General features: G+C 65.0%; 22 protein-coding genes and 1 pseudogene. 10 read left to right on the top strand and 13 right to left on the bottom strand.

Features of this window, described 5'->3' with window-relative positions; all coding sequences use genetic code 11:
* Positions 1-10: 10 nt before the first annotated feature.
* The 6 genes from ACQR1Y_RS30955 to ACQR1Y_RS30930 form a co-directional block, all read right to left on the bottom strand.
* Entirely contained in the window at positions 11-784 is a 774-nt protein-coding gene (locus tag ACQR1Y_RS30955; protein ID WP_434879453.1) for an SDR family NAD(P)-dependent oxidoreductase, read from the bottom strand.
* 47 nt (positions 785-831) lie between these two features.
* Positions 832-1,839 carry an ABC transporter ATP-binding protein gene (locus ACQR1Y_RS30950; RefSeq protein WP_434879454.1) on the bottom strand — a complete coding sequence of 336 codons (1,008 nt, stop codon included), beginning with the start codon at positions 1,837-1,839 and terminating at the stop codon, positions 832-834.
* A 14-nt stretch (positions 1,840-1,853) separates the two neighbouring features.
* Positions 1,854-2,684 carry a carbohydrate ABC transporter permease gene (locus tag ACQR1Y_RS30945; RefSeq protein WP_434879455.1) on the bottom strand — a complete coding sequence of 277 codons (831 nt, stop codon included), beginning with the start codon at positions 2,682-2,684 and terminating at the stop codon, positions 1,854-1,856.
* A 2-nt stretch (positions 2,685-2,686) separates the two neighbouring features.
* Positions 2,687-3,559: a carbohydrate ABC transporter permease gene (locus ACQR1Y_RS30940; RefSeq protein WP_434879456.1), complete on the bottom strand. Its 873-nt coding sequence runs from the start codon at positions 3,557-3,559 to the stop codon at positions 2,687-2,689.
* Between the two features lie 523 nt (positions 3,560-4,082).
* Positions 4,083-5,372: an ABC transporter substrate-binding protein gene (locus ACQR1Y_RS30935; RefSeq protein ID WP_434879493.1), complete on the bottom strand. Its 1,290-nt coding sequence runs from the start codon at positions 5,370-5,372 to the stop codon at positions 4,083-4,085.
* 383 nt (positions 5,373-5,755) lie between these two features.
* The gene (locus tag ACQR1Y_RS30930) at positions 5,756-6,706 is read right to left on the bottom strand and encodes a sugar-binding transcriptional regulator (protein WP_434879457.1); all 951 of its coding nucleotides are present in this window, start codon (positions 6,704-6,706) and stop codon (positions 5,756-5,758) included.
* Between the two features lie 227 nt (positions 6,707-6,933).
* Between ACQR1Y_RS30930 and ACQR1Y_RS30925 the strand changes: the two genes are divergently transcribed.
* Entirely contained in the window at positions 6,934-7,326 is a 393-nt protein-coding gene (locus ACQR1Y_RS30925) for a hypothetical protein (protein ID WP_434859730.1), read from the top strand.
* A gap of 83 nt (positions 7,327-7,409) precedes the next feature.
* Positions 7,410-7,721, top strand: coding sequence for a hypothetical protein (locus tag ACQR1Y_RS30920; protein WP_434859729.1), 312 nt, complete (start codon positions 7,410-7,412; stop codon positions 7,719-7,721).
* Here the strand turns inward: ACQR1Y_RS30920 and ACQR1Y_RS30915 are convergent.
* The gene (locus ACQR1Y_RS30915) at positions 7,703-9,331 is read right to left on the bottom strand and encodes a hypothetical protein (protein ID WP_434879458.1); all 1,629 of its coding nucleotides are present in this window, start codon (positions 9,329-9,331) and stop codon (positions 7,703-7,705) included. The two genes, ACQR1Y_RS30920 and ACQR1Y_RS30915, sit on opposite strands and share 19 nt — an antisense overlap.
* Positions 9,332-9,544: 213 nt before the next feature.
* Between ACQR1Y_RS30915 and ACQR1Y_RS30910 the strand changes: the two genes are divergently transcribed.
* The 4 genes and pseudogenes from ACQR1Y_RS30910 to ubiG all read left to right on the top strand — a co-directional run bounded on the left by ACQR1Y_RS30910 (position 9,545) and on the right by ubiG (position 12,063).
* Positions 9,545-9,955 (top strand): flagellar basal body rod protein FlgC, encoded by a 411-nt coding sequence (locus tag ACQR1Y_RS30910; RefSeq protein ID WP_434879459.1) that lies wholly within the window; start codon positions 9,545-9,547, stop codon positions 9,953-9,955.
* 89 nt (positions 9,956-10,044) lie between these two features.
* Entirely contained in the window at positions 10,045-10,860 is an 816-nt protein-coding gene (locus ACQR1Y_RS30905) for a methyltransferase family protein (RefSeq protein ID WP_434879460.1), read from the top strand.
* A pseudogene (locus tag ACQR1Y_RS30900) lies at positions 10,857-11,096 on the top strand (DUF4149 domain-containing protein); the annotation flags it as partial. The gene ACQR1Y_RS30905 and the pseudogene ACQR1Y_RS30900, both read left to right, overlap by 4 nt.
* A 184-nt stretch (positions 11,097-11,280) precedes the next feature.
* Positions 11,281-12,063 carry a bifunctional 2-polyprenyl-6-hydroxyphenol methylase/3-demethylubiquinol 3-O-methyltransferase UbiG gene (gene ubiG, locus ACQR1Y_RS30895; protein WP_434879461.1) on the top strand — a complete coding sequence of 261 codons (783 nt, stop codon included), beginning with the start codon at positions 11,281-11,283 and terminating at the stop codon, positions 12,061-12,063.
* A gap of 51 nt (positions 12,064-12,114) precedes the next feature.
* Here the strand turns inward: ubiG and ACQR1Y_RS30890 are convergent, their stop codons facing one another.
* Positions 12,115-12,300 (bottom strand): hypothetical protein, encoded by a 186-nt coding sequence (locus ACQR1Y_RS30890; protein WP_434859723.1) that lies wholly within the window; start codon positions 12,298-12,300, stop codon positions 12,115-12,117.
* 543 nt (positions 12,301-12,843) lie between these two features.
* Here ACQR1Y_RS30890 and ACQR1Y_RS30885 point away from each other — a divergent pair.
* The 3 genes from ACQR1Y_RS30885 to ACQR1Y_RS30875 all read left to right on the top strand — a co-directional run bounded on the left by ACQR1Y_RS30885 (position 12,844) and on the right by ACQR1Y_RS30875 (position 15,624).
* Positions 12,844-13,878, top strand: coding sequence for an ABC transporter substrate-binding protein (locus ACQR1Y_RS30885; protein ID WP_434879462.1), 1,035 nt, complete (start codon positions 12,844-12,846; stop codon positions 13,876-13,878).
* Positions 13,879-13,969: 91 nt separating this feature from the next.
* Positions 13,970-14,782: a GntR family transcriptional regulator gene (locus tag ACQR1Y_RS30880; RefSeq protein ID WP_434859721.1), complete on the top strand. Its 813-nt coding sequence runs from the start codon at positions 13,970-13,972 to the stop codon at positions 14,780-14,782.
* Between the two features lie 56 nt (positions 14,783-14,838).
* A complete protein-coding gene (locus ACQR1Y_RS30875; RefSeq protein WP_434879463.1) occupies positions 14,839-15,624 on the top strand; it encodes a class I SAM-dependent methyltransferase in 786 nt (261 codons plus the stop codon).
* A gap of 81 nt (positions 15,625-15,705) precedes the next feature.
* Here the strand turns inward: ACQR1Y_RS30875 and ACQR1Y_RS30870 are convergent, their stop codons facing one another.
* The 5 genes from ACQR1Y_RS30870 to ACQR1Y_RS30850 all read right to left on the bottom strand — a co-directional run bounded on the left by ACQR1Y_RS30870 (position 15,706) and on the right by ACQR1Y_RS30850 (position 21,737).
* Positions 15,706-16,155: a hypothetical protein gene (locus ACQR1Y_RS30870; protein ID WP_434879464.1), complete on the bottom strand. Its 450-nt coding sequence runs from the start codon at positions 16,153-16,155 to the stop codon at positions 15,706-15,708.
* Between the two features lie 600 nt (positions 16,156-16,755).
* Positions 16,756-18,135 (bottom strand): MmgE/PrpD family protein, encoded by a 1,380-nt coding sequence (locus ACQR1Y_RS30865; RefSeq protein WP_434879465.1) that lies wholly within the window; start codon positions 18,133-18,135, stop codon positions 16,756-16,758.
* A gap of 204 nt (positions 18,136-18,339) precedes the next feature.
* Complete coding sequence (locus tag ACQR1Y_RS30860) at positions 18,340-19,302, bottom strand: DMT family transporter (RefSeq protein WP_434879466.1); 963 nt, start codon at positions 19,300-19,302, stop codon at positions 18,340-18,342.
* A 32-nt stretch (positions 19,303-19,334) separates the two neighbouring features.
* Positions 19,335-20,486 carry an NAD/NADP octopine/nopaline dehydrogenase family protein gene (locus ACQR1Y_RS30855; protein ID WP_434879467.1) on the bottom strand — a complete coding sequence of 384 codons (1,152 nt, stop codon included), beginning with the start codon at positions 20,484-20,486 and terminating at the stop codon, positions 19,335-19,337.
* Positions 20,487-20,834: 348 nt separating this feature from the next.
* The gene (locus ACQR1Y_RS30850; protein ID WP_434879468.1) at positions 20,835-21,737 is read right to left on the bottom strand and encodes a sugar phosphate isomerase/epimerase family protein; all 903 of its coding nucleotides are present in this window, start codon (positions 21,735-21,737) and stop codon (positions 20,835-20,837) included.
* A 242-nt stretch (positions 21,738-21,979) separates the two neighbouring features.
* On the opposite strand from ACQR1Y_RS30850, the gene ACQR1Y_RS30845 reads away from it, so the two are divergent.
* On the top strand, positions 21,980-22,861 hold the full coding sequence (locus tag ACQR1Y_RS30845; protein WP_434859714.1) for a winged helix-turn-helix transcriptional regulator: 882 nt from the start codon (positions 21,980-21,982) through the stop codon (positions 22,859-22,861).
* Positions 22,862-22,879 lie beyond the last annotated feature (18 nt).

The raw sequence follows: 22,879 nt of genomic DNA, 5'->3' as shown, positions 1-22,879 counted from the left end.
TGACGCGAGCTTACCAGCAAGTGTAGCCGCCATCGACAACGACGACGCTGCCGGTCATCAAACTTGCCGCCTCCGAGGCCAGGAACAGCACGACCGAGGCGATCTCCTCGACCTGGCCCATGCGGGCCATCGGGGTTCCGCCGATCCAGGCGTCGTACATGCGCGGATTGCTCTTCACGAAGGCATTCAGCGGCGTCTCGATATAGGTCGGCGCTACAGCATTGACGCGGATGCCGCGCGCGCCCCATTCGGCGGCCAGCGACTTGGTCAGATGGTGCACCGCGGCCTTGGAAGCGTTGTAGAAGCATTGCTCCTGCGGCTTGTTGACGATGAAGCCGGACATCGAGCCGATATTGACGATGGTGCCGCTCTTCGCCGCCAGCATGTGCTTGCCGAAGGCGCGGCAGCACCAGAAGGTGCCGTTGAGATTGACGTCGAGCACGTTGAGCCAGTGCTCGTCGGTGACTGTCTCCGCCGGCGTCTCGCTGCGGGCGATGCCGGCATTGTTGACGAGGATGTCGACCTTGCCATGGCGCGCCACGAGATCATCGGCCACCGCGCTCACTTGCGCCGAATTGGTGACATCCATCAGCGCGGTTTCGGTAGTAAAGCCCTTGGCCTTCATCGCGGCCTGCGCGTCCGCCGCGGCCTTGGCATCGCGATCGGCGATGACCACATGCGCGCCCGCCTCCGCCAGCGCCTCGACACAGGCAAGGCCGATGCCCTGCGCGCCGCCGGTGATCAGCGCGGTCTTGCCGTTCAGCTTGAATTTTTCCAGATACATCGTCGTCGTCCGTGGTTGCGTTGACGCCCGGAGGGGACGTCACCTTGTCATGCGAAAATGGAGTTGCCGCTCTCGTCGAAGCGATAGATGCGGTTCGGCTCTGGCTTGAGGGTCACGGCATCGCCGGCGCTGAGCCGCTTCTCGCCGACGCAGCGCACCGTCAGCGTGCCCAGCGCGCCGGCGTCGACATAGAGAAACGTGTCGCTGCCGAGATGCTCGGCGATAACAACCTTGCCGCGCCAGCCCTCGCCGCCGTTATCGACGATGCCGATATGCTCCGGCCGCACACCGATCGTGGTGGCGCCGCGCTGGGAAGCTTCCTCGCCGACAATGAAGTTCATCTTCGGCGAGCCGATGAAGCCGGCGACGAACAGGTTGGCGGGACGCTGGTACAATTCGATCGGCGAGCCATATTGCTCGATGCGGCCGGCGTTGAGCACCACGATCTTGTCGGCCATGGTCATGGCCTCGACCTGATCGTGGGTCACGTAGATCGCCGTCGTGCCGAGCTGCTTCTGCAGCCGTGTCACCTCCAGCCGCATCTGCACGCGCAGCGCGGCATCGAGATTGGACAACGGCTCGTCGAACAGGAACGCCTTGGGCTCGCGCACGATGGCCCGGCCGATCGCGACGCGCTGGCGCTGGCCGCCGGAGAGCTCGCGCGGCTTGCGGTCGAGATAGGGCGTGAGGTTCAAAGTTGCCGCGGCCGCCTCGACCTTCTGGTTGATCTCGGCCTTGGGCAGCCCGGCCATCTTCAGGCCGAAGGCGATGTTGCCGCGCACGCTCATATGCGGATACAGCGCATAGGATTGGAACACCATCGACAGGCCGCGCTTGGCCGGCGGCACGTCGACGACGTTGTTGCCGTCGATCAGGATGCGGCCGCCGGAGACATCCTCCAGCCCCGCGATCAGCCGCAGCAAGGTGGTCTTGCCGCAGCCGGACGGGCCGACGAACACCACGAAAGCGCCGTCCGGGATGTCGAGGTCGGCGCCCTTGATGATGTGCACCGGCCCGAACGATTTTTGCACACCTTCCAGCGTGATCCGTCCCATGATCGGCCCTTTCGTTACTTCACTGCGCCGAAGGTCAGCCCGCGCACGAGCTGCTTCTGGCTGAACCAGCCGATGATCAGGATCGGCGCGATCGCGAGCGTGGAGGCCGCCGACAGCCGCGCCCAGAACAGGCCCTCGGGGCTCGAATAGGAGGCGATGAAGGTCGTCAGCGGCGCGGCTTCCAACGTCGACAGGTTCAAGGTCCAGAACGCCTCGTTCCACGCCAGGATCAGATTGAGCAGCAAGGTCGAGGCGAGCCCGGGGATCGCCATCGGCGTCAGCACATAGATCAGCTCGCGCCCGATCGTGGCGCCGTCCATTCGTGCGGCTTCGAGGATATCCTTCGGGATCTCCTTGAAGTAGGTGAACAGCATCCAGATCACGATCGGCAGATTGCCGAGACACAGGATGAAGACGAGCCCGGTGCGGGTGTCGAGCAGGCCGAGGTTCTTGTAGATCAGATAGATCGGCACGAGCACGCCGACCGGCGGCATCATCTTGGTCGAGAGCATCCAGAGCAGGATGTCCTTGGTCCGCTTGGTCGGCGAGAACGCCATCGACCAGGCCGCGGGAATCGCGATCAGCATCGCAATCAAGGTCGAGCCGCCGGCGACGATCAACGAGTTCAGCGCGTGATGCAGATAGTCGCTGCGTTCCTGCACGGTGACGTAGTTCTCGGTGGTCCAGTGGAAGAACAGGAACGAGGGCGGCGTCGCGAACGCCTCCAGCTCGGTCTTGAAGCTCGCCAGCACCATCCACAGGATCGGGAAGAAGATCACGAAGCCGGCGAGCCAGGCGCCGAGCGTTGAGATCACGACATGACGTCCGGTGACCTTGCGCGCCATGCTCAGGCCTCCAGGTTGCGGCCGACGATGCGGACCAGGAAAAAGGCGACGATGTTGGCGATGACCACGGCAACGAGGCCGCCGGCCGACGCCGTGCCGACGTCGAACTGGATCAGCGCCTGCGAATAGACCAGGAAGGCGATGTTGGTGGTCTGCAGCCCCGGCCCGCCGCCGGTCGTGACGAAGATCTCGGCGAACACCGTGAGCAGGAAGATGGTCTCGATCAGGATCACCACCGTGATCGGCCGCGCCAGATGCGGCAAGGTCAGATAGATGAAGCGCGACAGCGCGCCGGCGCCGTCCATCTCGGCGGCCTCCTTCTGCTCCTCGTCGAGCGACTGCAGCGCGGTGAGGAGGATTAACGTCGCGAACGGCAGCCATTGCCAGGCGACGATGAAGATCACCGCAAGCAGCGGTGCGTCGGTGAACCAGTCGATCGGCGTCATGCCGAGCGAGGTCGCGATCCACGCGAACAGGCCGGACACCGGGTGCATCAAGAGGTTCTTCCACACCAGCGCGCTGACCGTCGGCATCACGAAGAACGGCGCGATCACCATCAGACGGATGAAATTGCGGCCGATCACGGGCTGGTCGAGCAGGATGGCCAGGGGAATGCCGAGGCCGATGGTGAGCATCAGTACCGAGCCGACTAGGACGAGGGTGTTCTGCAGCGACGCGAGGAAGGCGGGATCGGTGAGGAAGTACTCGAAATTCTCTAGGCCGACGAAGCTCTCGGAGCCGGGATCGAGCAGGCTGTAGTGCAAGGTGGAGAAGTAGATCGTCAGCGCCAGCGGCACGATCATCCAGATGAACAACAGGATGACCGCCGGCGACATCAGCGCCCGGGCGAGCAGTTGAGTTTGTCGGGTGGCCATGACCGCCGTCCTCGTTCACTCGATCGATATGTTCGTCATTGCGAGCGAAGCGAAGCAATCCAGAGGCGCGGATGGGACCCTGGATTGCTTCGTCGCTTCGCTCCTCGCAATGACGACTGATGGTTTTGCGAGAGCATCCCTAAATTCAAACCTTAGCGCTTAAAGCTCCAGAAACGGGCGCAGTGCCCGTGAATGCGCCCTCTCCCCTTGTGGGAGAGGGCAAGTTCGGCCCACCCGCGCACTCGGTCGGGTGAGGGGTCTCTCTCGGCGAGCACCACTTGTGGAGAGAGACCCCTCACCCGATCGAGCTTGTTGCGCTGTCCTACTTGCCCTCTCCCACAAGGGGAGAGGGCGCATTCACCGGCACCGACCTCGCGGCGGCACCGGGCGGTGGGCACGCCTTGCCCACCCTACGGATCTCAGATTCGCCGAGAGAGAAAATGCGGCCATCCCTTGTGGGGAGGGATGGCCGCCAGTGATCAGCTCGGGAGGAGTTTCGTGTCGAGCTGATGACCGTACGCGCCTATTTGATGTAGCCGGCGCGCTTCATCTCGCGTTCGGTCGCGGACTGCGCCGCAGCGAGCGCCGCATCCACCGTCATCGATCCCGCAAGCGCCGCCGAGAACTGCTGTCCGACAGCGGTGCCGATGCCCTGGAATTCGGGGATGGCGGCGTATTGCACGCCGACATAGGGCACGGGCTTCACCGTTGGCTTGCTCGGATCAGCCGCATCGATCGAGGCGAGCGTGATCTTCGCGAACGGCGCGACCTTCAGGTACTCCTCGTTCTTGTACAGCGAGGTGCGCGTGCCCGGCGGCACGTTGGCCCAGCCTTCCTTCGAGGCGACGAGCTTGGTGTAGTCCTTGCTGGTCGCCCAGGCGATGAACTTCTCGGCCGCGTCCGTCTTCTTCGAGCCGGCGGGGATCGCGAGATTCCAGGCCCACAGCCAGTTGGCGTTCTTGCCGAGGCCGGTGTTCGGCGCCAGCGCGAAGCCGACCTTGTCGGCGACCTTGGACTCCTTCGGATTGGTCACGAACGAGGCCGCGACGGTGGCGTCGATCCACATCGCGCATTTGCCGGAGTTGAACAGCGCGAGGTTCTCGTTGAAGCCGTTGGAGCTGGCGCCGGGAGGGCCGGCCTCCTTCATCAGGTCGACATAGGTCGACAGCGTCTTCTTCCATTCCGGCGTGTTGAACTGCGGCTGCCATTTCTCGTCGAACCAGCGCGCGCCGAACGAGTTCGACATCGCGGTCAGGAACGCCATGTTCTCGCCCCAGCCGGCCTTGCCGCGCAGGCAGATGCCGAACGTGCCGGCCTGCTTGTCGGTCAGCTTCTTGGCCGCGTCGATGACGAAGTCCCAGGTCGGGCTCTCCGGCATCTTCAGCCCGGCCTTCTCGAACAGGTCGGTGCGGTACATCACCATCGAGCTCTCGCCGTAGAACGGCGCGGCGTAGAGCTTGCCGTCGACGGACACCGCGTCCTTGATCTTCGGCAGGATGTCGCCCGCGTCATAGTCGGCGCCGAGCTTGTCGAGCGGCACCAGCCAGTTCTTCTTGGCCCAGATCGGCACTTCGTAGGTGCCGATGGTGAGGATGTCGAACTGGCCGCCCTTGGTGGCGATGTCGGTGGTGACGCGCTGACGCAGCACGTTCTCTTCCAGGGTCACCCATTTCACCTGGATGTCGGGATTGGCCTTGGTGAATTCGCCGGTCAGGCCCTGCATCCGGATCATGTCGCCATTGTTGACGGTGGCGATCGTCAGGGTCGTCTCGGCCGACGCCGGCATCGTGGTCAGCAGCGTGGCGGCGCCCATCAGGGCGGCAAGCGTGCGCGTGCGAGTGAAGATGGTCTTCACGGTCTCCTCCCTTCCCGTGTCTTTTGAACATATGCTCACGGGCTGAGCTGATGTTCACAACAACGGTCAGACTTTGTCAAGCATGCGATATCACGCACAGGTTGTGCAGCGCGGGAGGCGATCTCTCAAAGATTAAACGCGCGGCTGAAGATCGCGTCTCTCACCCCGCCCGTCGTTCCGGGGCGCGCGCCAGCGCGAGCCCGGAACCCATACCCACAGGGAGGGGTTTGGGGCACGCTCGGGTGGGCATCTCGTCGCGAAACGTCGAGCTGTGATTATGGATTCCGGGCTCATCCGCGCTGCGCGCGAATGCCCCGGAATGACGGGCGAAAGAGTGGCGGCTACGCCAGAACGGCGCGCGCGGTGGCTTCGTCGGTGATGAGGCCATTGATCAGCCGACCCGTCAGCGCCGCGCGGATCGCCGCGATCTTCGCCGGTCCCAGCGCCGCCGCGATGGTCATCGCGCGCGCCGGCACATCCGGCGCGATGCTGGTCAGGCGGCGGTTGATGCCGCCCTCGATCACCCGGCCCTTGGCATCATAGGCCCAGCCGGTGATCTCGCCGATCGCGCCCAGCCGCATCATCTCGGTGAGCTCGTCGCGGGTGACGAAGCCGTCGACATGCATCTGCGCCTTCTGGTCCATCTGGCCGATGCCGACCAGCTTGAGGTCGGCCTTGTCCGCGACCGCCTTGACCTTGGCGATGGCATCGAGCCGGACCATGCGGTCGCGCTCATCCTCGCTGCCCATCAGGAACGGCAACGGCATCGGATAGTGCCGCGCGCCGGTGCGGTCCGCGAGCCGGCCGACGGTGTCGAAGAAGCTTGCCGAGCCATCCGCCAGGATATTGCCGACCAGCGAGACGATCTGATGCTCGGGCCGGTCGACCGGCGTGACCCGCTCGACCGCGGCGCGGACCGCGCGGCCGGTGCCGAGCGCGATGATGACGGGCGTCTCGGCGCGCAGGGTGGTCTCGAGCAGATTGGCGCAGCGCTCGGCAATCCCAGCGGCTCCCGTCGGCGCGGCCGGATCGGTCGGCACCACCTCGCTATGGACCAGCGCGAAGCGTTCCTTGAGCTGCGCGGCAAGCGCCATGCAGGAGGCGATGGGATGTTCGAGCCGGAAGGTGATCAGCCGCTCGGCGAGGCACAACGACACCAGCCGCTGCGCCGAGGCGCGCGACACCTGCAGCATCCGGGCGATCTCGTCCTGGGTATGGCCGGCGATGAAATACAGCCAGCCGGCGCGGGCGGCGTCGTCGAGCCGTGATTTGTCGCTGTCGCTGCCCGCCATGGTGCCGAGCGGTCTCCTTCCCGATATGCCTCGTCCAGCCCCCTCGTCCGAGCGGGATCAGCGGCACTATGACATGGCCGTCCGGCCAGCTGGAACCGGCGGGCCACGCCCATCCCCAGAATGCCGACATTGCGCGAGCAAGAACCAGATCATATGCCCGGCTGCCGGGCAATAGCTCACCGCTGGCGGTTAGACGGCTTTAAATCGCGCCATGCCAACCTCCGGGCATGAAGATGGTCACCGGCCTCATCGCGCTGGCGCTTGGCTATGTCGTCGTCGTGCTGGCGATCGGCATCCCCTATTGGCGGCTGTCCTACGCCGAGCTGAACCGCGGCCAGTTTGCAATCCTGCCCGGCGCGCTGCTGCTCGGCCTCCTGACCTATATCCTGGTCGTCACCGAGGCCGCCGCGCCGCGGCGCATCGCGCAGGTGATGATCGCGACCGTGCCGAGCATCGTCATCGTGCCGATCTGGCGGCACACCGCTGTTGATCCGACATCGCACAATCTGTGGCCATTGGAGCTGGTGTTCGCGATCGTCGCAGGCGCCATGGTCGTGCTGCCGGCGCTCGCCATCGGCCTCGGCACGCGCTGGCTGCTGGCCCGCCGCGCCACGGACTGAGGGCGTCGGAACCGCGTCTGCCGCAAAGCGGCCGCGCAGTCCCGAAGGGTGCGGCGGATCGCTCAGCGACTTAGCTCCACCTCATGGCTTCCCCCACCCTCATCCGCCCGCGCCGCCCGGCTCCCGTATTCGTTTGCCGCAAATGCCTGAAGCGCAGCGATGACGCCAAGGGAATCAAGAAGGCGATCAAGCGCGAGACCCGGCTTGCAGCCCCATCCGGCCGCAAGCCGCCGCGCGTCGTCATGACGAGCTGCTTCGGCCTGTGCCCGAAGCGCGCGGTCGTCATCACCGGCGGCGTGTCAGCGGCGCGCGGGGACTATGTGCTCGTTGCCACGCGCGACGATGTCGCAGGCGCCCTGGCCTGCCTTCACGACGATCAGAACAGGTCGTCCTGAAGATCGTCGTCGTCCTCCTCGCGGGCGAGAGCCGCGACCGTCCGCTCCGCGATGTTGCGCATCAGCCCGATCTCCGCGAGATCATGGCCGTCGAGCACGGCGCGCGCGACCACGGCGAGATCGGCCCAGCTGAGCCAATCGCCCGGCGGCCCCTCGCGCATCCACAGCGCGGTCAGCACGAACAGCTCCGCCCAGCGCGTCCGCTGCGCGCCGATCGCACCATTGTCCTGCAGCAGCTTCGCGGGAAGCTTCTCCCGGGCGCGCTGGCTCGCGCTCTTCACCTTCTGCTCCAGTTCGGCATTGTCCTCGAACCAGGAACCTTCGATCTCGTCGAGATCTGAAATCTCACCGCTGTCGGCCAGCGCCTGAGCGACATCCTCGGGATTGCGCAGATCGTCCGGCAGGTCGGCGATCAGCGCGTCCAGTGCCGCGCGGCAGTCGATCCGCTCCGGCTGCCACGCGGCGCCGCCGATCGTTTCCGCGACCTCCAGCAGCCCCGCCGGCGGCACATCACCGGCTTTGACGGTGAGAGCGAGATGATGCGCGATCATGCGGTCGATGAAGCCGCGGCTGACGTCCAGCACCGGGCCGTGCGTCGCCACTTCCGCCACCAGCTTCTTGACCGTCGGGACGGGCTGCGGCGGGCTGCTCATGGCCTCCGTAATCCCCTCGCACGTGAAGATGGTCGCCATCCGCTTCGTCTTGCGGTCGACCGGAGAGACCGCGATCAGCAACTGCGCGCCGGAGCCGTCGATCGGGCTGGACTTGAGCTCATCGACCGCCCCCTTGTCCCAGGGGGCGCAGTCCACGCCGGCCGCGCGAGCCTTCTGGATGATCGCATCGACGGCCGCGCGCTCGCGCTCCGGCCGCCAGTTGCGCATCGCGATCACACGCCGGAGATCGATCGGCGACAGGGCCGAGGCCCGCTCCGCCAGCACCGCGGCGGCGGCCTTGCGCACCGCCGCGCTGCCGTTCTGCAGGAACAGCACCGCGGCCGCGCGCGCATCGGGCTGCTCCTGATGTGCGAGATGGGTGACCACAGCGACCTTCGCTTCATCAGCGAGAAGGTGCGCACCCTGCGCGAACGAGGTCACCATCTCGAACGGGTCGCCGTCGCAGGCTTCGAGCAGTTCATCGAGCACCTGGCCGATATCGCCCGGCAGCAGTTCGTCGTCATCCTCGTCGACGAGTTCGGACGAGGCCGCAGCGAGCTCCGGAGATGGAGCGATGCCGGCCTGCTGCAGCGCGCCGCCGAGATAGGCCAGCAGCGTGCCCTCGATCTCGCCGTCTTCGACGCGGGCGGCGAGATCGGACTGGAAGTTCGCGATGAGCTCGGCGGCATCCTTGGCGCCGCGCTTGGCCCGCTCGTTCAGGCCCGAAAGCAGCATCTGCAGCAGGAACAGATAGGCGATGCCGAGCGGTTCGTCGTCGCCGGCGGGCGGCATGTGACGGCACACGCCCTCGGACGCCGCGAAGATCTCGGTGGCGTTGCTGAGCAGGAAGCGCTCGAGCTCCGGCGTCGGCTGCGGCAGCCGCCCCTTGGCAAAGCCCACAGCAAGCTTCCTGGCGTGGTGGTCGAGACCGGCAGTTTGGGCGCCAGAGTTGGGCATGACGGAACTCCTTGAAGGCCTTGAATTTACCGCAGACGGAGGCCCGCAGACATGGTCTTCAACAGCAATCCACCGTGAACATGCCGGCACCGTGGCCGATAATCGGCCTTCGACAGCGCGTCACGAGAGTAAACAAAGGCTTACTCTCGAGCCTCGAATGCCCCTGCCCGCCTTGACGGTTGCTTCGCAGGCTCCGGTCTTAGCTTGCGTCCCATGAGCCCCATCGCCTCCAACGCTGTCTCCGGCATGAACGCGGCCACGCGCCGGCTCGAAGTGTCGGCCTCCAACGTCGCCAATGCGATGAGCACCGGCGCGCTGCCGAATGCGGATGGCTCGCTGCCGGCCGGTGCGCCGAAGGCCTATGATCCGCTCGAGCTGGTGCAGAGCGACGTCGCCGGCGGCGGCACGCAGACCACCATCACCAAGGCCAGCAACGGGACCTCGCCCAGCTACCAGCCGACGGCGCCGTTTGCCAACAAGGACGGCCTCGTCGCCGTCCCCAATGTCGATCTCGCCCAGGAGATGATCAGCCAGCTCGTCGCCAAATACAGCTTTGCCGCCAATGCGCGCGTGCTGAAGGCGAGCGACGAGATGAGCCGCATCGTCATCGACATGAAGGTCTGAGCCCTCAGGCTTCGGGCCACGGCCGCGGCACTCACGCATCCGTGATGATCTGCTGAAATCCGCGTCCCCGCGCCCGGCGTAGCCGGACTGTGAGCACCCCGACCGACATCTCCCACCTCTCCCGCCTCACGGCGCTGCTGCGCTCCGCCCTGGCCGCGCCTCGCGGCAAGCGCCGCATCGTCATCGCGGTGGTCACGGGCCTCGTCTGCCACGCTCTGTTCGCGCTGGCGGTGCTCGCGATGATCACGGCAATGTTCTTCGGCATGAGCGCAAGCTTCGGCCGCGTGCCCTGGCCGTGGTCCCTTGCCGCCAACGCGGCCCTGCTGCTGCAGTTTCCGCTGGTGCATTCGCTGCTGCTCGGTCCCGGACGCCGCTGGCTCGCACGTCTCGGCAAGCATGGCGCGACGCTCGCCACCACGCATTATGCGATCATCGCATCGCTACAGCTGTTGTCGCTGTTTGCGCTGTGGACGCCGAGCGGCGTGATCTGGTGGCGCGCGGAAGGCACAGCCCTTGTCATCCTCTGCCTCGCTTATGCCGGCACCTGGCTGCTGCTGATCAAGGCGAGCTGGGACGCCGGCGTCGAGGTGCAATCCGGCGCGCTCGGCTGGCTGTCGCTGGCCGCGAACAAGCCGCCGCGCTTTCCCGACATGCCCGTGACAGGCCTGTTCGCGCTGATCCGCCAACCGATCTATCTGTCGTTCGCGCTGTCGCTCTGGACGGTGCCGGTGTGGACGCCGGATCAGCTCGCCGTCGCATGTGTGCTGACGGCCTATTGCCTGCTCGCGCCGCGCTTCAAGGAACGGCGCTTCACGGGCATCTACGGCGCGCGGTTTGAAACCTATCGCGCCCGCGTGCCTTACATGCTGCCGCGCTGGCCGATACGCTCGGACCCCTCGCCATGATCAACGCCGCCGCCCTGATCATCACCGCGCTGTTGTTCGGCGGCATGACGCTGTTCTCGTTCGGCTTCGCCCCGTTCCTGTTCAGCGCGCTGCCGGCCGACACGACGCGAACGCTGATCCGCCGCGCCTTTCCGCATTTCTATCTGTTCGTGATCGCAGCCGCGGCTGCCGCGGGCCTTCTCGCGCTCGGCGTCGACGCCCTTGCGAGCTCCGCCCTGGCCGCGATCGCGCTGACGGCGGTGCTCGCCCGGCAGATCCTGATGCCGGCCATCAACCGCGCGACCGACGCCGGCGAGAAGCGCCGCTTTGCGCGCCTTCATGGCGCCTCGGTCGCGCTCACCTTGATCCATATCGTGCTGAGCGCCGCCGTGCTGCTTCGCCTCGCTCGATATTGGCCGCACCGGAAAAAGGACCACGACGATGCTCTACAAGGACGCCGTGAAGCCCGCCTTCGCCGCCACCGCCGAAGGGCCCTCGACCATCGACCCCGCGGAGATCGCGCGGTTCTCGCGGCTTGCCGAGGAATGGTGGAAGCCGGACGGCGCGTTCAAGCTGGTCCATGCCTTCAACGCCGCCCGGGTCGAATATCTCTGCGGCCGGCTGCCGGCGCTGGTCGGCCGCGATCCCGCCGCGTCCGAGCCGCTGGCTGGCCTCGAGATCATCGATGTCGGTTGCGGCGCGGGCATCGTCACCGAGCCGTTGTCGCGGCTCGGCGCTGCCACGCTCGGCATCGACGCGGCCGAGCGCAACGTGCTGGTCGCCGCCGATCATGCGCGCAAGCAGGGCGCCCCAGTCGCCTATCGCCACGCGCTGGCCGAGGATCTCCTGTCCGAGGGCGCGCGCGCCGACATCGTGCTGACGCTCGAGGTCGTCGAGCACGTCGCCGATCTCGCCCGCTTCGTCGGTCATGTCGCCGATCTCGTGCGCCCCGGCGGCCTGCTCGTGATCGGCACCTTGAATCGCACGCCGGTGTCGTTCGTGAAGGCGATCATCGGCGCGGAATACATTCTCGGCTGGCTGCCGCGCGGCACGCATGATTGGCGCCGCTTCGTCAAGCCGGCCGAGCTGCAGGCCCTGCTGGCGCCGCGCCGGTTCGTTGCGATCGAGACGGTGGCGGTGGAGCTCAATCCGTTCACGATGCGCTGGTCGATCGGCGGCCGGCCATCGACCAACTATCTGCAGATCTTCCGGCGGATGCCTTGAGCCAGCGCTCCGCTCCCGGACCGCTGCGACAGGTCTTAACGACAGGAGGTCTCAGCGCGCCAACACGGCGATGAGCCAATGGATCAGCGTCGCGCCGCCGATCGGCGCGACGACCAGCATCACCATGTTGAAGCCGAGCAACGCGAGCAGCAGCTTTTCACGACCGGCTGACAGTCGCCGCTTCGGCGGTTCGGGCTTCGGCTCGTGCGGCCAGTAGCCGGGCAGGTCGACGAACATGGGACCTCCAGGTCATCCCACAACGCAACAGCGCCCGAGATGGATGACCAAGCCGCGCTGCAACTCCGCCAGGACCGTAGCACGCAACTGGGATGCTTGCGAGCCCGCACAGGCTCAGTCCATCTCCGCTCGATCGCTTCGCACGGCCGGCTCCAACACCGAGTTGCGTGACGTGGCTGACCTGATCCCACCTCGGCGTCGCGGGACAGGTGAGCACGGTGAGACCGCAGTGGTCTGCGGCTCCGTTACGCTTTCGTTCGGCAAGCAGGATCCTGGGCTCGCGGCTCTCGACGAGAGCATGTGGTAGGTCGAATCCAGATGACGAGTCGACCTGGCAACTCGACAGCGCTCGATTTCCTGAATGACAATTTTTGGTCGTATTCTGATACGACAATCGCCAAACGTGCGATCGACATTTGCAACCTCGGCGAGCTTTTGCCTTGCTCGGGCGAATGATCATTCGTATGATTCAGAAGTGTTGGTTTGGTGAGATCGAATCACGACCGCGCACGCTCCCCTCCAAAGCTCCGCGAGACCCGGCCAGTGTTGCAGCGACGTAGTTTCCTGGGGCTTCCGTTCGTGGCGTTGTGCGGCCTGCCGAGCTTGGCGAAGGCGGGCACCTCGATCGAGACGTCCAAGGTCCGGATCACGATCGGCGGAAAGGCCTTCCTGCAATATGCACCGGTGACGCTCGCAGAGCGACTCGGCTTCTTCAAGGACGCCGGCCTCGACCCGGAGATTCTCGACGTCAGCGGCGGATCCAAGGCACTCCAGGCTCTCGTGGCCGGAAGCGCTGAACTCACGGCCGGGGCCTTCGACCATACCATCCAGATGCACGCAAAAGGTCAGAAGATTGTCGGTGTCGTTCTGTTTGGCAGACACCCGACCTTCGCGTTGGCGTTGCGAAAAGACAAGGCATCCGAGTATCGCGACCCGAGCAGCCTGAGAGGCATGAAGATCGGAGTCACTGCGCTCGGATCCCAAACCCAGTTCATGGTGGAGTACATCGCGCTGCAAGCTGGCGTCTCCCCGGCCGACATGTCCTTCGTCAGTGTCGGCGGCGGCACCGGCGCCGTGGCGGCGATTCGCAACGGCGCCGTCGACGCGGTCGTCACCGGAGAACCCGCCCTCACCGCGCTGACGACTGCAGGCGACGTCAAGCTGGTCGCCGATACCCGGACCAATGAAGGCACGATCGGAATCTTCGGCGGCCTTTATCCCTCGGGGACGATCTACGCGCGGTCGGATTTCATCGACCGAAATCCCGGGACACTCCAGGCCGTGGCCGTCGCGATGGTGCGCGCCCTGCAGTGGATCGAGCGCGCATCGGTCGAAGACATCGCCGATGCACTTCCCGAGGAATGGGCCAAGCCCGATCGCAGCGTCTTCATCGCCTCCATCCGGGGCACGCGGGACATGTTTTCTCCTGATGGCCGGTTCAGTCCCGAGGGCGCGAGCATCGCCTATCGCGTGCTGTCGACCGTCGACCCTCAACTGCGCGGCGTTCAGGTCGACCTCGCACAGACATTCACCAACGAGTTCGTCGACAAGGCTCACGAGGCGCTGGCATCACGATGAACTCTTGGAAGGCTGCAGCCCGATGACCCCACCCGCAGCATTGTTGCATCAAGGCTAGGCTGTGGCGCCGCGACTGTCGCAGCAATTGAACGTGTCCGCCACCGTCGCCAAAAAGCGGCAGCGGAAAACGGAATCGGCGGACAAGCCCAAGCTGTCGAAGGGACGGGCCGCGCTGCTGGCGCGGCGACGGCGCGACATTCCGCTGCATCATCAGGTGTTCCTGGTTCTGCAGGACGAGATCGCGGAGCGGCGCTATGCGCAAGGAGAGCCGCTTCCCACCGAAGCGGAGCTGGCTGCACTGTTCGGCGTCTCGCGCGTGACGGTCCGATCGGCCTTGGACACGCTCAATGAACTCGGCCTGATCGAGCGCCGGCAAGGTATCGGCACCTTCGTCCGCGAGCTCTCGCGACCCGAGCCTCTCACGGTACCGATGATGGACCTCGCTGCGCGCAATCGCGAGATTGTGCGCACGACGAGAGCTCACGTCGTGGAGTTCGACTTCAAGCCGGCACCTCGGCACATTCGCGAGCACTTCAGGGCCGGGCCGGGCGACCTCTTCCAGCGGACGGTCCGAATACGCTACATGAATGATTGGCCGATCATGCAGGTCACGACCTACATTCCGGAGGCGATCGGACGGCAATTTGGTCCGGACGACATGGAGGGTGGTTCGCTCTATGCCATCCTGCAAAAGTTCGGGATCACCTTCACGTCGGGCGAGCAGATCGTGACGGCGGCTGCGGCCGACCCGATCGTCGCCGCGCGTCTCAACGTCGCGATCGGCGCGCCGCTCTTGAAGGTCGTGCGCATCCATTTCGACAGCGCCGGGCGGCCGATCCAGCATTTCGAACTTCTGGCTCCTCCCGCAACCTACGAGCTTCGCATGCCGCTCAAAGATTTCTAGCATCGTCCGGAGGCGTCACGCGATACCGGCCTCTCCTCGCGCCTTGATCGACACAGATGACGTTCGAACCAGCTTCTTCCTCGTTCCCTCGCTTTGCATCGACGGTCCATCATTACGTGGCCGGACGGCCGAACTATGCGCAAGCGCTGATCCAGACCGTGGCCGACCACCTGCACCTGACGAAACGCCATAGGCTGATGGACCTCGGCTGTGGGCCGGGGTGGCTCGGCATCGCCTTCGCCCCTCTCGTCGGGCAGGTCGTCGGGGTCGATCCGGAGCCGGCCATGCTCGAGGCTGCGTCCGCGCTCGCCGCCACCGCGGGAGTGGACATCGAATGGATCGAAGGCAGCTCATACGATCTCGGGCCGCAGCTCGGCCGGTTTCGTGCGGTGGCGATCGGGCGCGCGTTTCATTGGATGGACCGCGCCGCAACGCTACGCACGCTCGACGCGCTGATCGAAGACGATGGCGCGGTCCTGCTGTTCAATGACGTCCGTCCGGATGTGCCGCAGAACACCTGGTACAAACGCTATTCGGAGGTCGTCGATCGGTTCACGAACCGGAGCGTCGGCTTCGCACCCGAACGGTTGCGCCACGAGGCACTGCTGCTCGAGTCCGCGTTCAGTCAGCTCAGCAGGATCGGGGTGATCGAGCAGCGACGGGTTCCCGTCGAACGGCTGATCGATCGAGCCCTGTCGATGTCGACCTCTTCGCCTGAACAGCTCGGGGCGCTCACGGATCAGCTCGTGCAGGACATGACGACGGAAATGGCGCCCTTCGCAAGCGATGGACACGTCGTTGAAGTCATCGAATCCCAGGCCCTGATCGCGCGGCGCCGCTAGCTCTCGGATCTCGACGGCCGCCTCGAGCCGCCTGGTGCCACGCGCGTGCCGGCGGACACCGGCGACCCAGCGCAGATGGCCTCAGCTCAGCTCCACTCCGGCGACCGAACACGCGGACTCGATGAGGTGGCGCACGGTTCGGGCATCCCAGTCGAGGCTCTCGGGAACGTCCATCCAGTAGTTGGACAGCACATGTGCAGCATGCCGTGCCTTGACACCGAGGCCGACCACCGTCCTGGCCGGAATTGCCATGATTGCTCGCTCGATCGGGTCGAGCGAATTCAGCACGGCTTCCATGCGCTCCAGCCCGGGCGCGACCACCGCGGTGAGTTGTGATTTCGCTTCACAGGCGGCGGCAGCACACTGAGCATCTTGCTGCTGGAGCGCGGCGAGTTCGGCGGAGAGGGCCTCGAAGCTGCGGCCGAGGGCAACCAGCACGGCATCGGGACTGTCATCGATGGCCAGCTGATCGAGCGCCAGACCACCCGGCTCGACGGTCGCCAAAATCCGCAATGTTTCGTCAAGAGACATCACCGATCTCCAAACCGAGATTTTCAGTCGGTGGAAGGTCGCCGACAACCGATCGGCTGCAAATCATCGCTGCAAGTCATCGATGAAAATCAGCGACGTACACTTCGTAGACGCCGCGACTTCCCTTCTTCTGCAGTGTCAGACGATACCGTTCAGTCGTATTAACATCAATACAATATCTGTTTCGGCGCGTAATCATTAAGTTCTAGGTTGCAACTACAGCCTCACGCAACTGATCGACGCCGACGAGCACCGTGATTGAACGCGGAGCCGTTCGCAGCGATGCGCTCTCAGCAGCACGCCGTCATCGGCCGCCGCATCCTACTCATGCCACGCAGGACGTCGCTTGGCGAGCTACCGAGAATGGTGGTCCGATGCCGATGGCAGGCTGCGCGGCCCTCAGGTCCTGATATGACCGGACGGCCGACCTCAGTGCGCCGTGCACCGAGCCAGAGCTCGCCAATCACGCGGAGCGAACGGAGTTCTTCAGCAATGGTCGCGCCGCGCATGGCAGCGGGCCGCGATGGCACCGTGCCTCTCGATCCGTCGGCGCAGCATTGGGACGAGATTTTCTGTCGCTGTCGCTTCGGCTCTGGTCGCCTATTCGGCGACCTCGCACCGTTCGAGAGCCGGGGCCTCGATCGGGCTGGCGAACAGCCTGTCTCCCAGGATGGAGTGCAACGGCGCGATATCGCCTCTCCGCAACGCACCAATCGCATGCCGAATCCCTGCCGCAACACCGGCGTCGACGCGCTCCGCCGCGATGGCCTGGAACTTGATCCCGATGTCGTCTGAGCTCATCGGGTTTGTGGGCTCTCCCTTCGGCGCCAGCACGGTCCGCTCGAACGTGCCGGAGCCGGTGGTGATCCGGATTCGTCCGGGGACCGCCGCCGGAAACATGCGCTCGAATTCAGGATTGACCGTCATCCGCACGCGGCCGGCGATCTCGATCGCGCGTGCATCCGCGAGCGATTCGTTGCTCAGGGGGAGCAACGCCCGCGCGCCGCTGGTCGCGGCGACGCCCAGGCAGAACGGAAGGCTGTATTGCGCTCCCTCCAGCGTGGCTGGCGCCACCTCGTTGCTCAGGGTCAGGGACCGGCCAAAGGTCTCGACATCGATATTGATGATGGCGTCCGGCCGAATGTCGTGGTCGGTCAGCAGGCTCAGCAGCGCGTCGATCGGCGCGTGGATCCAGCGGCAGCAACTATACGGCTTGAAATAGGTGCTGTTGATGAGCCAGCTCGTGCCCAGCCCGTCGAGAAGCCGCGCGCGATCGTAACGCTCCGCACTGTCGAGGATGTCGACCGGCCCCGTGAAGCCGTGCCGGGCCAGATCGACCGCCAGAATTCCGTTGGCGGCGCCCCACGGAATGCCCTCCTTGACGCTGTTGCCTCTGAATCGGGTGTAGGGCGTGGCCGACTGGCTCGGTGCCGTCGTGCCGGCGATCGAGATCGCGTGTGCGATCTGGCCCGGCGGCAGCCCTCTCAGCCAGCCGACCGCGGCGGCGACGGCCTGGCCGCTCCACAGGCCGCTGTTCACGGTGGGAACGCTGCGCAGATCCCTGGCGGCGGAAATACGCACGCCGATCTCATATCCGATGGCAATCGCGGCCAGGGCGCGCTGCCCGTCCAGGGACGGGCTCCCGAGCAGCGACAGCACGCCCGGAATGATCGCGGCGCCCGGATGCCCCGAGGCGGCGCGGTGGCCATCATCCAGATCGAGAGAGCATGCGCAGGCCGCGTTGACGAAGGTTGCCCCCGCAGCGGTCGACCGCTCGCCTGAAAACCACATCGCCGCCGGGCCCTCGCCCCACGTCGCGCGCGCCACGCGGCGCACGGCCGCAGCATTCGGCGTCTGATATCCGGCAATCGCTGCGGTCATCAGATCGAAGACGCATTTCGCCGCGCTGACCTTGGCGTCCTCCGGAACGTCGCTCGCGCTGACCCATTCGGCCAACAGCTCGGCAGCGGTGTACGTCATGTGGCCTCCAGGGGATCATCGACATGGATGCTGGATCGGGGAAAGCGCAGCGTTCCGACCCGCAAGTCAAAACGGAGCACTGTCGAAGGGGCGCGAAGCTCTAAGCATCTTCCTCGCGAATGCGAGCGGCAAGGTCAAAGTCGAATATCAGCAACGCCTATTCGTCGGAGTTATGGGATTGCGCGGACGCGCGTGCGAGCCCGCTCAATCGTTCCTGGCGCGGATCGTCGGGACGGGGTGCCATTTGCCCGGCAGGCGAAGCTTCAACGACACTCCGGCCAGCTGCTCGTACATCGCGATGCACAGATTGGAGGCGATGACGACCGCGATCCCGGCCAGTTCGATCGGCACCGGCATTTCATGCCAGACCAGCAGACCGAGCAGAAAGGCGAAGAGGAAGGTGGCGTATTCGAAGGGCGCAACGACGCTGGCCGGCGCCATCTGGTAGGCCTTGGTGAGCAGGAGCTGGGCCGCGCCGCCGAGAACACCGATCGCGACCAGGATCGGCAGATCCGTCAGGGTCGGCCAGACGGCCGAGAACGGCAGCGTCGCCGCCCCCACCACTGTTCCTGACAGTGAAAAGTAGAACACGATAGCCATGCTCGTCTCGGTGTCCCGCATCTGCCGGATGGAGATCAACGCAAAGGCCGTCGCCACCGCACCGGCCAGCGCGATCAGAACTCCAGGGGAGATGCTCCGGCCATCGGGATGGGCCATCAGCAGCACCCCGCCGAACCCCAGGATGACGGCGACGAGGCGATGCAGGCGGATGCTCTCGCCGAGCAGGGGTATGGCGAACAGCGTAATGAACAATGGCGCGGCGTAGCCGAGCGCCGTCGCCGTCGCCAGCGGCAGCATGCCGACCGCGGTAAAGCTGAAAAACAGCGAGGACAGACCGGCGACCGAGCGGCGCAGATGCGCGCCCGGCCGCTCCGTCCGAAGCAGGCGACAGCCGCCGAGGCGCCGGACGAGCCAGAGCACCGGCAGCAGCGCGAACAAGCTTCGGACAAAGACGATCTGTCCGACGGGGTACTCGCTGCCCAGCTTCTTGATCAAGGCGAACATGACGGCGAGCACCGCTGCCGAGAGCACCTTGTAGCCGATCGCCGGCAGGTGAGTTGATGCCGAACCGTGGGGCACGACCTGCCGGCCACTGATGAGTGTCATGGGAGCCCTCGCCGTCGAGAAGCGGCCAAGATTTACGCGATGCGGCGAAGCTCGTCGGCCCAGGGCGCGATCGAGGGCGCAATCGGGGCCGCGATCGAGGGCGCGATTGAGGCCGCGATCGGGGCGCTGAAGGTCTCGATCACCTGCCCCTTCGACGCGGCATCCAGCCCCAGCCTGCGCAGGTTTCGGCCGGTCGCCAGATAGTCCGTGTCATTGACGATCGAGGCGAGGTCGATGATCGACTTGATCGCCGTGCAATGCAGCCCGACCTTGGCGCCGAGCTCGAACCAGGGAACCAGCACGTACGGGACGTCCTGCACGATGAACCTGTCGCGCATGTGCGTCGGCGCCATCTTCGTCGTGTTGTGTTCGACCGTCTCTCTGGCGAACTCGCCAAAATCGGCGAAGTCGCGGCTGTAGTAGCTGTTCATGATCGCCACGACGGATTGCGGCTTGAAGCCGAATTCCCTGGCGATCGCCATGCGCTCCTGGTCGACTTGTCCGATCACCCGTGCGACCGAGGCGGACATGCCTTCGCGATAGAAGTAGAAGTCGCCCTTGCGCGTCTCGATCCAGCCGGTGTTCATCAGGGCCGGCGTCGGATGAATCACGCCGGTGATGCAGGACATTCCGATCTCGAGAACGTTGCTGCGCCACTCCAGCGGCATCGGGAAAATGGCGCCGATCTCATCGCGCAGATCGTCATCGACATCGACGGGCATCGCCGCGATCGGCATCACGCTCTTGATGCCCATCACCGTCACTTTCCCATCCTGCATTCTCGAGGCGTAGGGCGCGGTCGCGGTTTCCAGGATGTACCGCGCATTGATCTGCCGGCGCGCCATGAGCGCGAAGAAGTTGCCGGTGATCGAGATCACGACATGCCTGCTGAGGTCAAACTTCGCGAGCTCGCTCAGGATGGAGTCGTGACCATAGGATGGAACGGTGATGACGATGAATTTCGAGAATCGGACGACGTCGGCCATGTCCGAACTGACCTTCGGATGGAAGCGGCCCTCAATCTTCATTCCCGCTTCCAGATAGCCGTTGCGCTCGATTGTCTCGGCATGCCGGCGATGTTCTGGATGCGCGTACAACAATACGTTCGCGCCTCGGTCGGCGAGGTCGGCCGCAAAAGCACACCCGCAATTCCCGGCACCAATGATCGAAACCGACGTCTGCATGTCACTGCTCCCTGACACAATCTAAAGTAGACGCAAGTATTCTGAGAGCAGCGCGGTTCGGTCAACATAATAATTCTGTAAACATACGGCAGCATCCCGCTCATGGACTGCGCTCTGGCTGCAACAATTACTTAGAAGACGACGCAAATTGTCTTGCACGACCTGCAAGATTCCATCGGCCAAGCCCGATCTGGCGTGAGACAACTCGCGCGCCGGCATCCCGCGCAAGCGCGCGGCCGACGCGATCAAAATGACGCTTCAGCCCCGTCGAGAGCTCGAGCGTTTCAAATGCAAAGGATCAAATCAAACAATGCGGGGAGTTTGCCTCGCAGGGCTGTCGCCCAGCAGTCATTGAGTATGAGCCAGTTCCTGCAGGCTCTCGGACACGTCCGTCATGCCTGGAGCGAGACTGAGATGATCCGCCCCACCGACGCTCCACCATGTGGCCGCCATGGCGCCGTACTGGGCCAGCACCGCCGCGCGACAATTGCCGGATGGCGATTGAAGAATGAAATCGCCGCGATAGCCGGCGCGCCTCAGGCGATGGCGCGCGTCGGCCAAGTGGGTTTGCTGACGACAAGGCGAAGCGCGCTCGACGTGTCGAGTCCAACCCTCGAGGTGGACATTCACGATCCGATCGCCGTAAGCGGCAAACACCTCATCGGCGGCCGCGCTGAGCGGTGATTGACACCCGATTGTGTAGGTGACGCCGAGCCGGTCCGCGGGATATGGCGCAATGAGCGATGCCAGTGACTGCGGATCAAGATCGGCATCGAGCGAGAGGACGACGCCACAAGCCTCGAGCAGCGGCAAGAGCCGATCGAGTCCGGACCGGAACGCCATCACGTCCCGCGAGGACAGCTCATGCCCGCCACGCGGGAGCGGTACCACGAGACTCGTGATGTCGATCTCGGCGCATGCCTCGATCACGGCGCCGAGCAGATCGAGACGCGCCCGATGCTCGCGGCCAGTGACCCCGTAGAATGGCGCTTGCATGATGAAATCAGCGGACAACGACGGAATGCAGATGCCGTAGTCGCGGCTCAGTTGTCGCAGTTGCTCGCGTCCAATCGGCGACATCAGGGGATTCATCAGGATCGGTTCCTCACCGATCCTCCACTCCATCAGCGCGAAGCCAGCTTCTTGGGCAAGCCGGAATTCCTCGCGCCAACGGTCGCTGAGAAAACCTCGTCGCCGTCTGTCGGCGGGCTCCATGAGGTCGCCCTGCATGACGCCGATGCGGCCTGCCATTCGTGCCTCCCCGACAATCATACCATGGGTCCTTCGACCGAAGCGCCAAAGCATCGATGAATTGCGAACGGTTGCGGCACGGAGAGCCTGCTGTACGAAGCTAGGGCGACCAGACTCCCCTTTCCACTACCAACCCTGGTAGAGGCCCGTGGCTCGCGATCCGCTATCCGGTCTGGTAGCTGCCATGCTTACCGGAAGCTGCTCTACTCGGTCTCGCCAGCGGACAAGCGATGGAGACGGGAATGTCGCACAGAGCAGCCCTAGCCGATGACAGCGAGCTGGCCGACGAATACCGCGCCGGCGCAGGCAAAGCCGAGATGCCGGTCCATGCATCTGCGACAGACAAAGAAGCCCCGTCCGCATCGATGCCCGCAAGACCGCGCATCCTGCTGGTCGGCGACAAGAGTTTCACGAGCCTCCTGAAATACATCCTCGACAGCAACGGCTTCGACTGCCTGCTGATCGGCACCTTGGCAGATGCGATCGCGGCCGCGACGGTCGCGCGTCCCGGCGTGATCGCCCTGGACGACATGGCGTGCGGAGACCGGCTCGCCGGCGCTCTCGAACAGTTGCAGCGGACTCCAGCAACGCAACACGTCCCGACGCTGATCATGGCGAGCGCTCCACCTCGTTTCGAGGACGAATGCATCCATGCAGATCGGACGAGCTACATCTTGAAGCCGTTTCTCCCAGACATTTTCATCGACCGGCTGCGTGGTCTGCTGCGCGCATCGGCCAGCCCCGGTCCGAAGGTGCTTCGGTTTGCCGATATCGTCATGGAGTCCGAGGCGCATCGCGTGTCCCGAGGCGGCCGCTGCATTCGCCTCTGCCCTGTCGAGTATCGGATCCTGCAACACCTCCTCGAAAGCCCCCGAAAGGTGTTCTCGCGCGAGCAGATTCTATCCAGCATACGGGCGCATACCCAGGAAAACGCCGTGCGCTCGATCGATGTGCACATCAGCCGCATCCGCAAGGCTCTTTGTGAACGCGGCGAGCCGAACTACATCCGCACGGTCCGAGGACTGGGCTATTCGCTCGACTTCGCGCCGGACGGGCCGACCACTTACGTTCCACGCCCCGAACTGGTCAGGAGCACGCGAAGCTGCGACGATCGCATGGGATGAAGCCGAGGCGCCCGCGCG

Origin of the sequence: Bradyrhizobium sp. HKCCYLRH3099, assembly GCF_051167855.1 — a bacterium.
GTDB lineage: Bacteria > Pseudomonadota > Alphaproteobacteria > Rhizobiales > Xanthobacteraceae > Bradyrhizobium.
The sequence above is the reverse complement of the archived record's forward strand: the minus strand, read 5'-3'. Positions and strand labels throughout refer to the sequence as shown.

What these genes read in the sequence shown, in the direction of transcription:
- ACQR1Y_RS30955 (WP_434879453.1), bottom strand. Translation starts at nt 784, where the DNA reads ATGTATCTGGAAAAATTCAAGCTGAACGGCAAGACCGCGCTGATCACC.
- ACQR1Y_RS30950 (WP_434879454.1), bottom strand. Translation starts at nt 1,839, where the DNA reads ATGGGACGGATCACGCTGGAAGGTGTGCAAAAATCGTTCGGGCCGGTG.
- ACQR1Y_RS30945 (WP_434879455.1), bottom strand. Translation starts at nt 2,684, where the DNA reads ATGGCGCGCAAGGTCACCGGACGTCATGTCGTGATCTCAACGCTCGGC.
- ACQR1Y_RS30940 (WP_434879456.1), bottom strand. Translation starts at nt 3,559, where the DNA reads ATGGCCACCCGACAAACTCAACTGCTCGCCCGGGCGCTGATGTCGCCG.
- ACQR1Y_RS30935 (WP_434879493.1), bottom strand. Translation starts at nt 5,372, where the DNA reads ATGGGCGCCGCCACGCTGCTGACCACGATGCCGGCGTCGGCCGAGACG.
- ACQR1Y_RS30930 (WP_434879457.1), bottom strand. Translation starts at nt 6,706, where the DNA reads ATGGCGGGCAGCGACAGCGACAAATCACGGCTCGACGACGCCGCCCGC.
- ACQR1Y_RS30925 (WP_434859730.1), top strand. Translation starts at nt 6,934, where the DNA reads ATGAAGATGGTCACCGGCCTCATCGCGCTGGCGCTTGGCTATGTCGTC.
- ACQR1Y_RS30920 (WP_434859729.1), top strand. Translation starts at nt 7,410, where the DNA reads ATGGCTTCCCCCACCCTCATCCGCCCGCGCCGCCCGGCTCCCGTATTC.
- ACQR1Y_RS30915 (WP_434879458.1), bottom strand. Translation starts at nt 9,331, where the DNA reads ATGCCCAACTCTGGCGCCCAAACTGCCGGTCTCGACCACCACGCCAGG.
- ACQR1Y_RS30910 (WP_434879459.1), top strand. Translation starts at nt 9,545, where the DNA reads ATGAGCCCCATCGCCTCCAACGCTGTCTCCGGCATGAACGCGGCCACG.
- ubiG (WP_434879461.1), top strand. Translation starts at nt 11,281, where the DNA reads ATGCTCTACAAGGACGCCGTGAAGCCCGCCTTCGCCGCCACCGCCGAA.
- ACQR1Y_RS30890 (WP_434859723.1), bottom strand. Translation starts at nt 12,300, where the DNA reads ATGTTCGTCGACCTGCCCGGCTACTGGCCGCACGAGCCGAAGCCCGAA.
- ACQR1Y_RS30875 (WP_434879463.1), top strand. Translation starts at nt 14,839, where the DNA reads ATGACGTTCGAACCAGCTTCTTCCTCGTTCCCTCGCTTTGCATCGACG.
- ACQR1Y_RS30870 (WP_434879464.1), bottom strand. Translation starts at nt 16,155, where the DNA reads ATGTCTCTTGACGAAACATTGCGGATTTTGGCGACCGTCGAGCCGGGT.
- ACQR1Y_RS30865 (WP_434879465.1), bottom strand. Translation starts at nt 18,135, where the DNA reads ATGACGTACACCGCTGCCGAGCTGTTGGCCGAATGGGTCAGCGCGAGC.
- ACQR1Y_RS30860 (WP_434879466.1), bottom strand. Translation starts at nt 19,302, where the DNA reads ATGACACTCATCAGTGGCCGGCAGGTCGTGCCCCACGGTTCGGCATCA.
- ACQR1Y_RS30855 (WP_434879467.1), bottom strand. Translation starts at nt 20,486, where the DNA reads ATGCAGACGTCGGTTTCGATCATTGGTGCCGGGAATTGCGGGTGTGCT.
- ACQR1Y_RS30850 (WP_434879468.1), bottom strand. Translation starts at nt 21,737, where the DNA reads ATGGCAGGCCGCATCGGCGTCATGCAGGGCGACCTCATGGAGCCCGCC.
- ACQR1Y_RS30845 (WP_434859714.1), top strand. Translation starts at nt 21,980, where the DNA reads ATGTCGCACAGAGCAGCCCTAGCCGATGACAGCGAGCTGGCCGACGAA.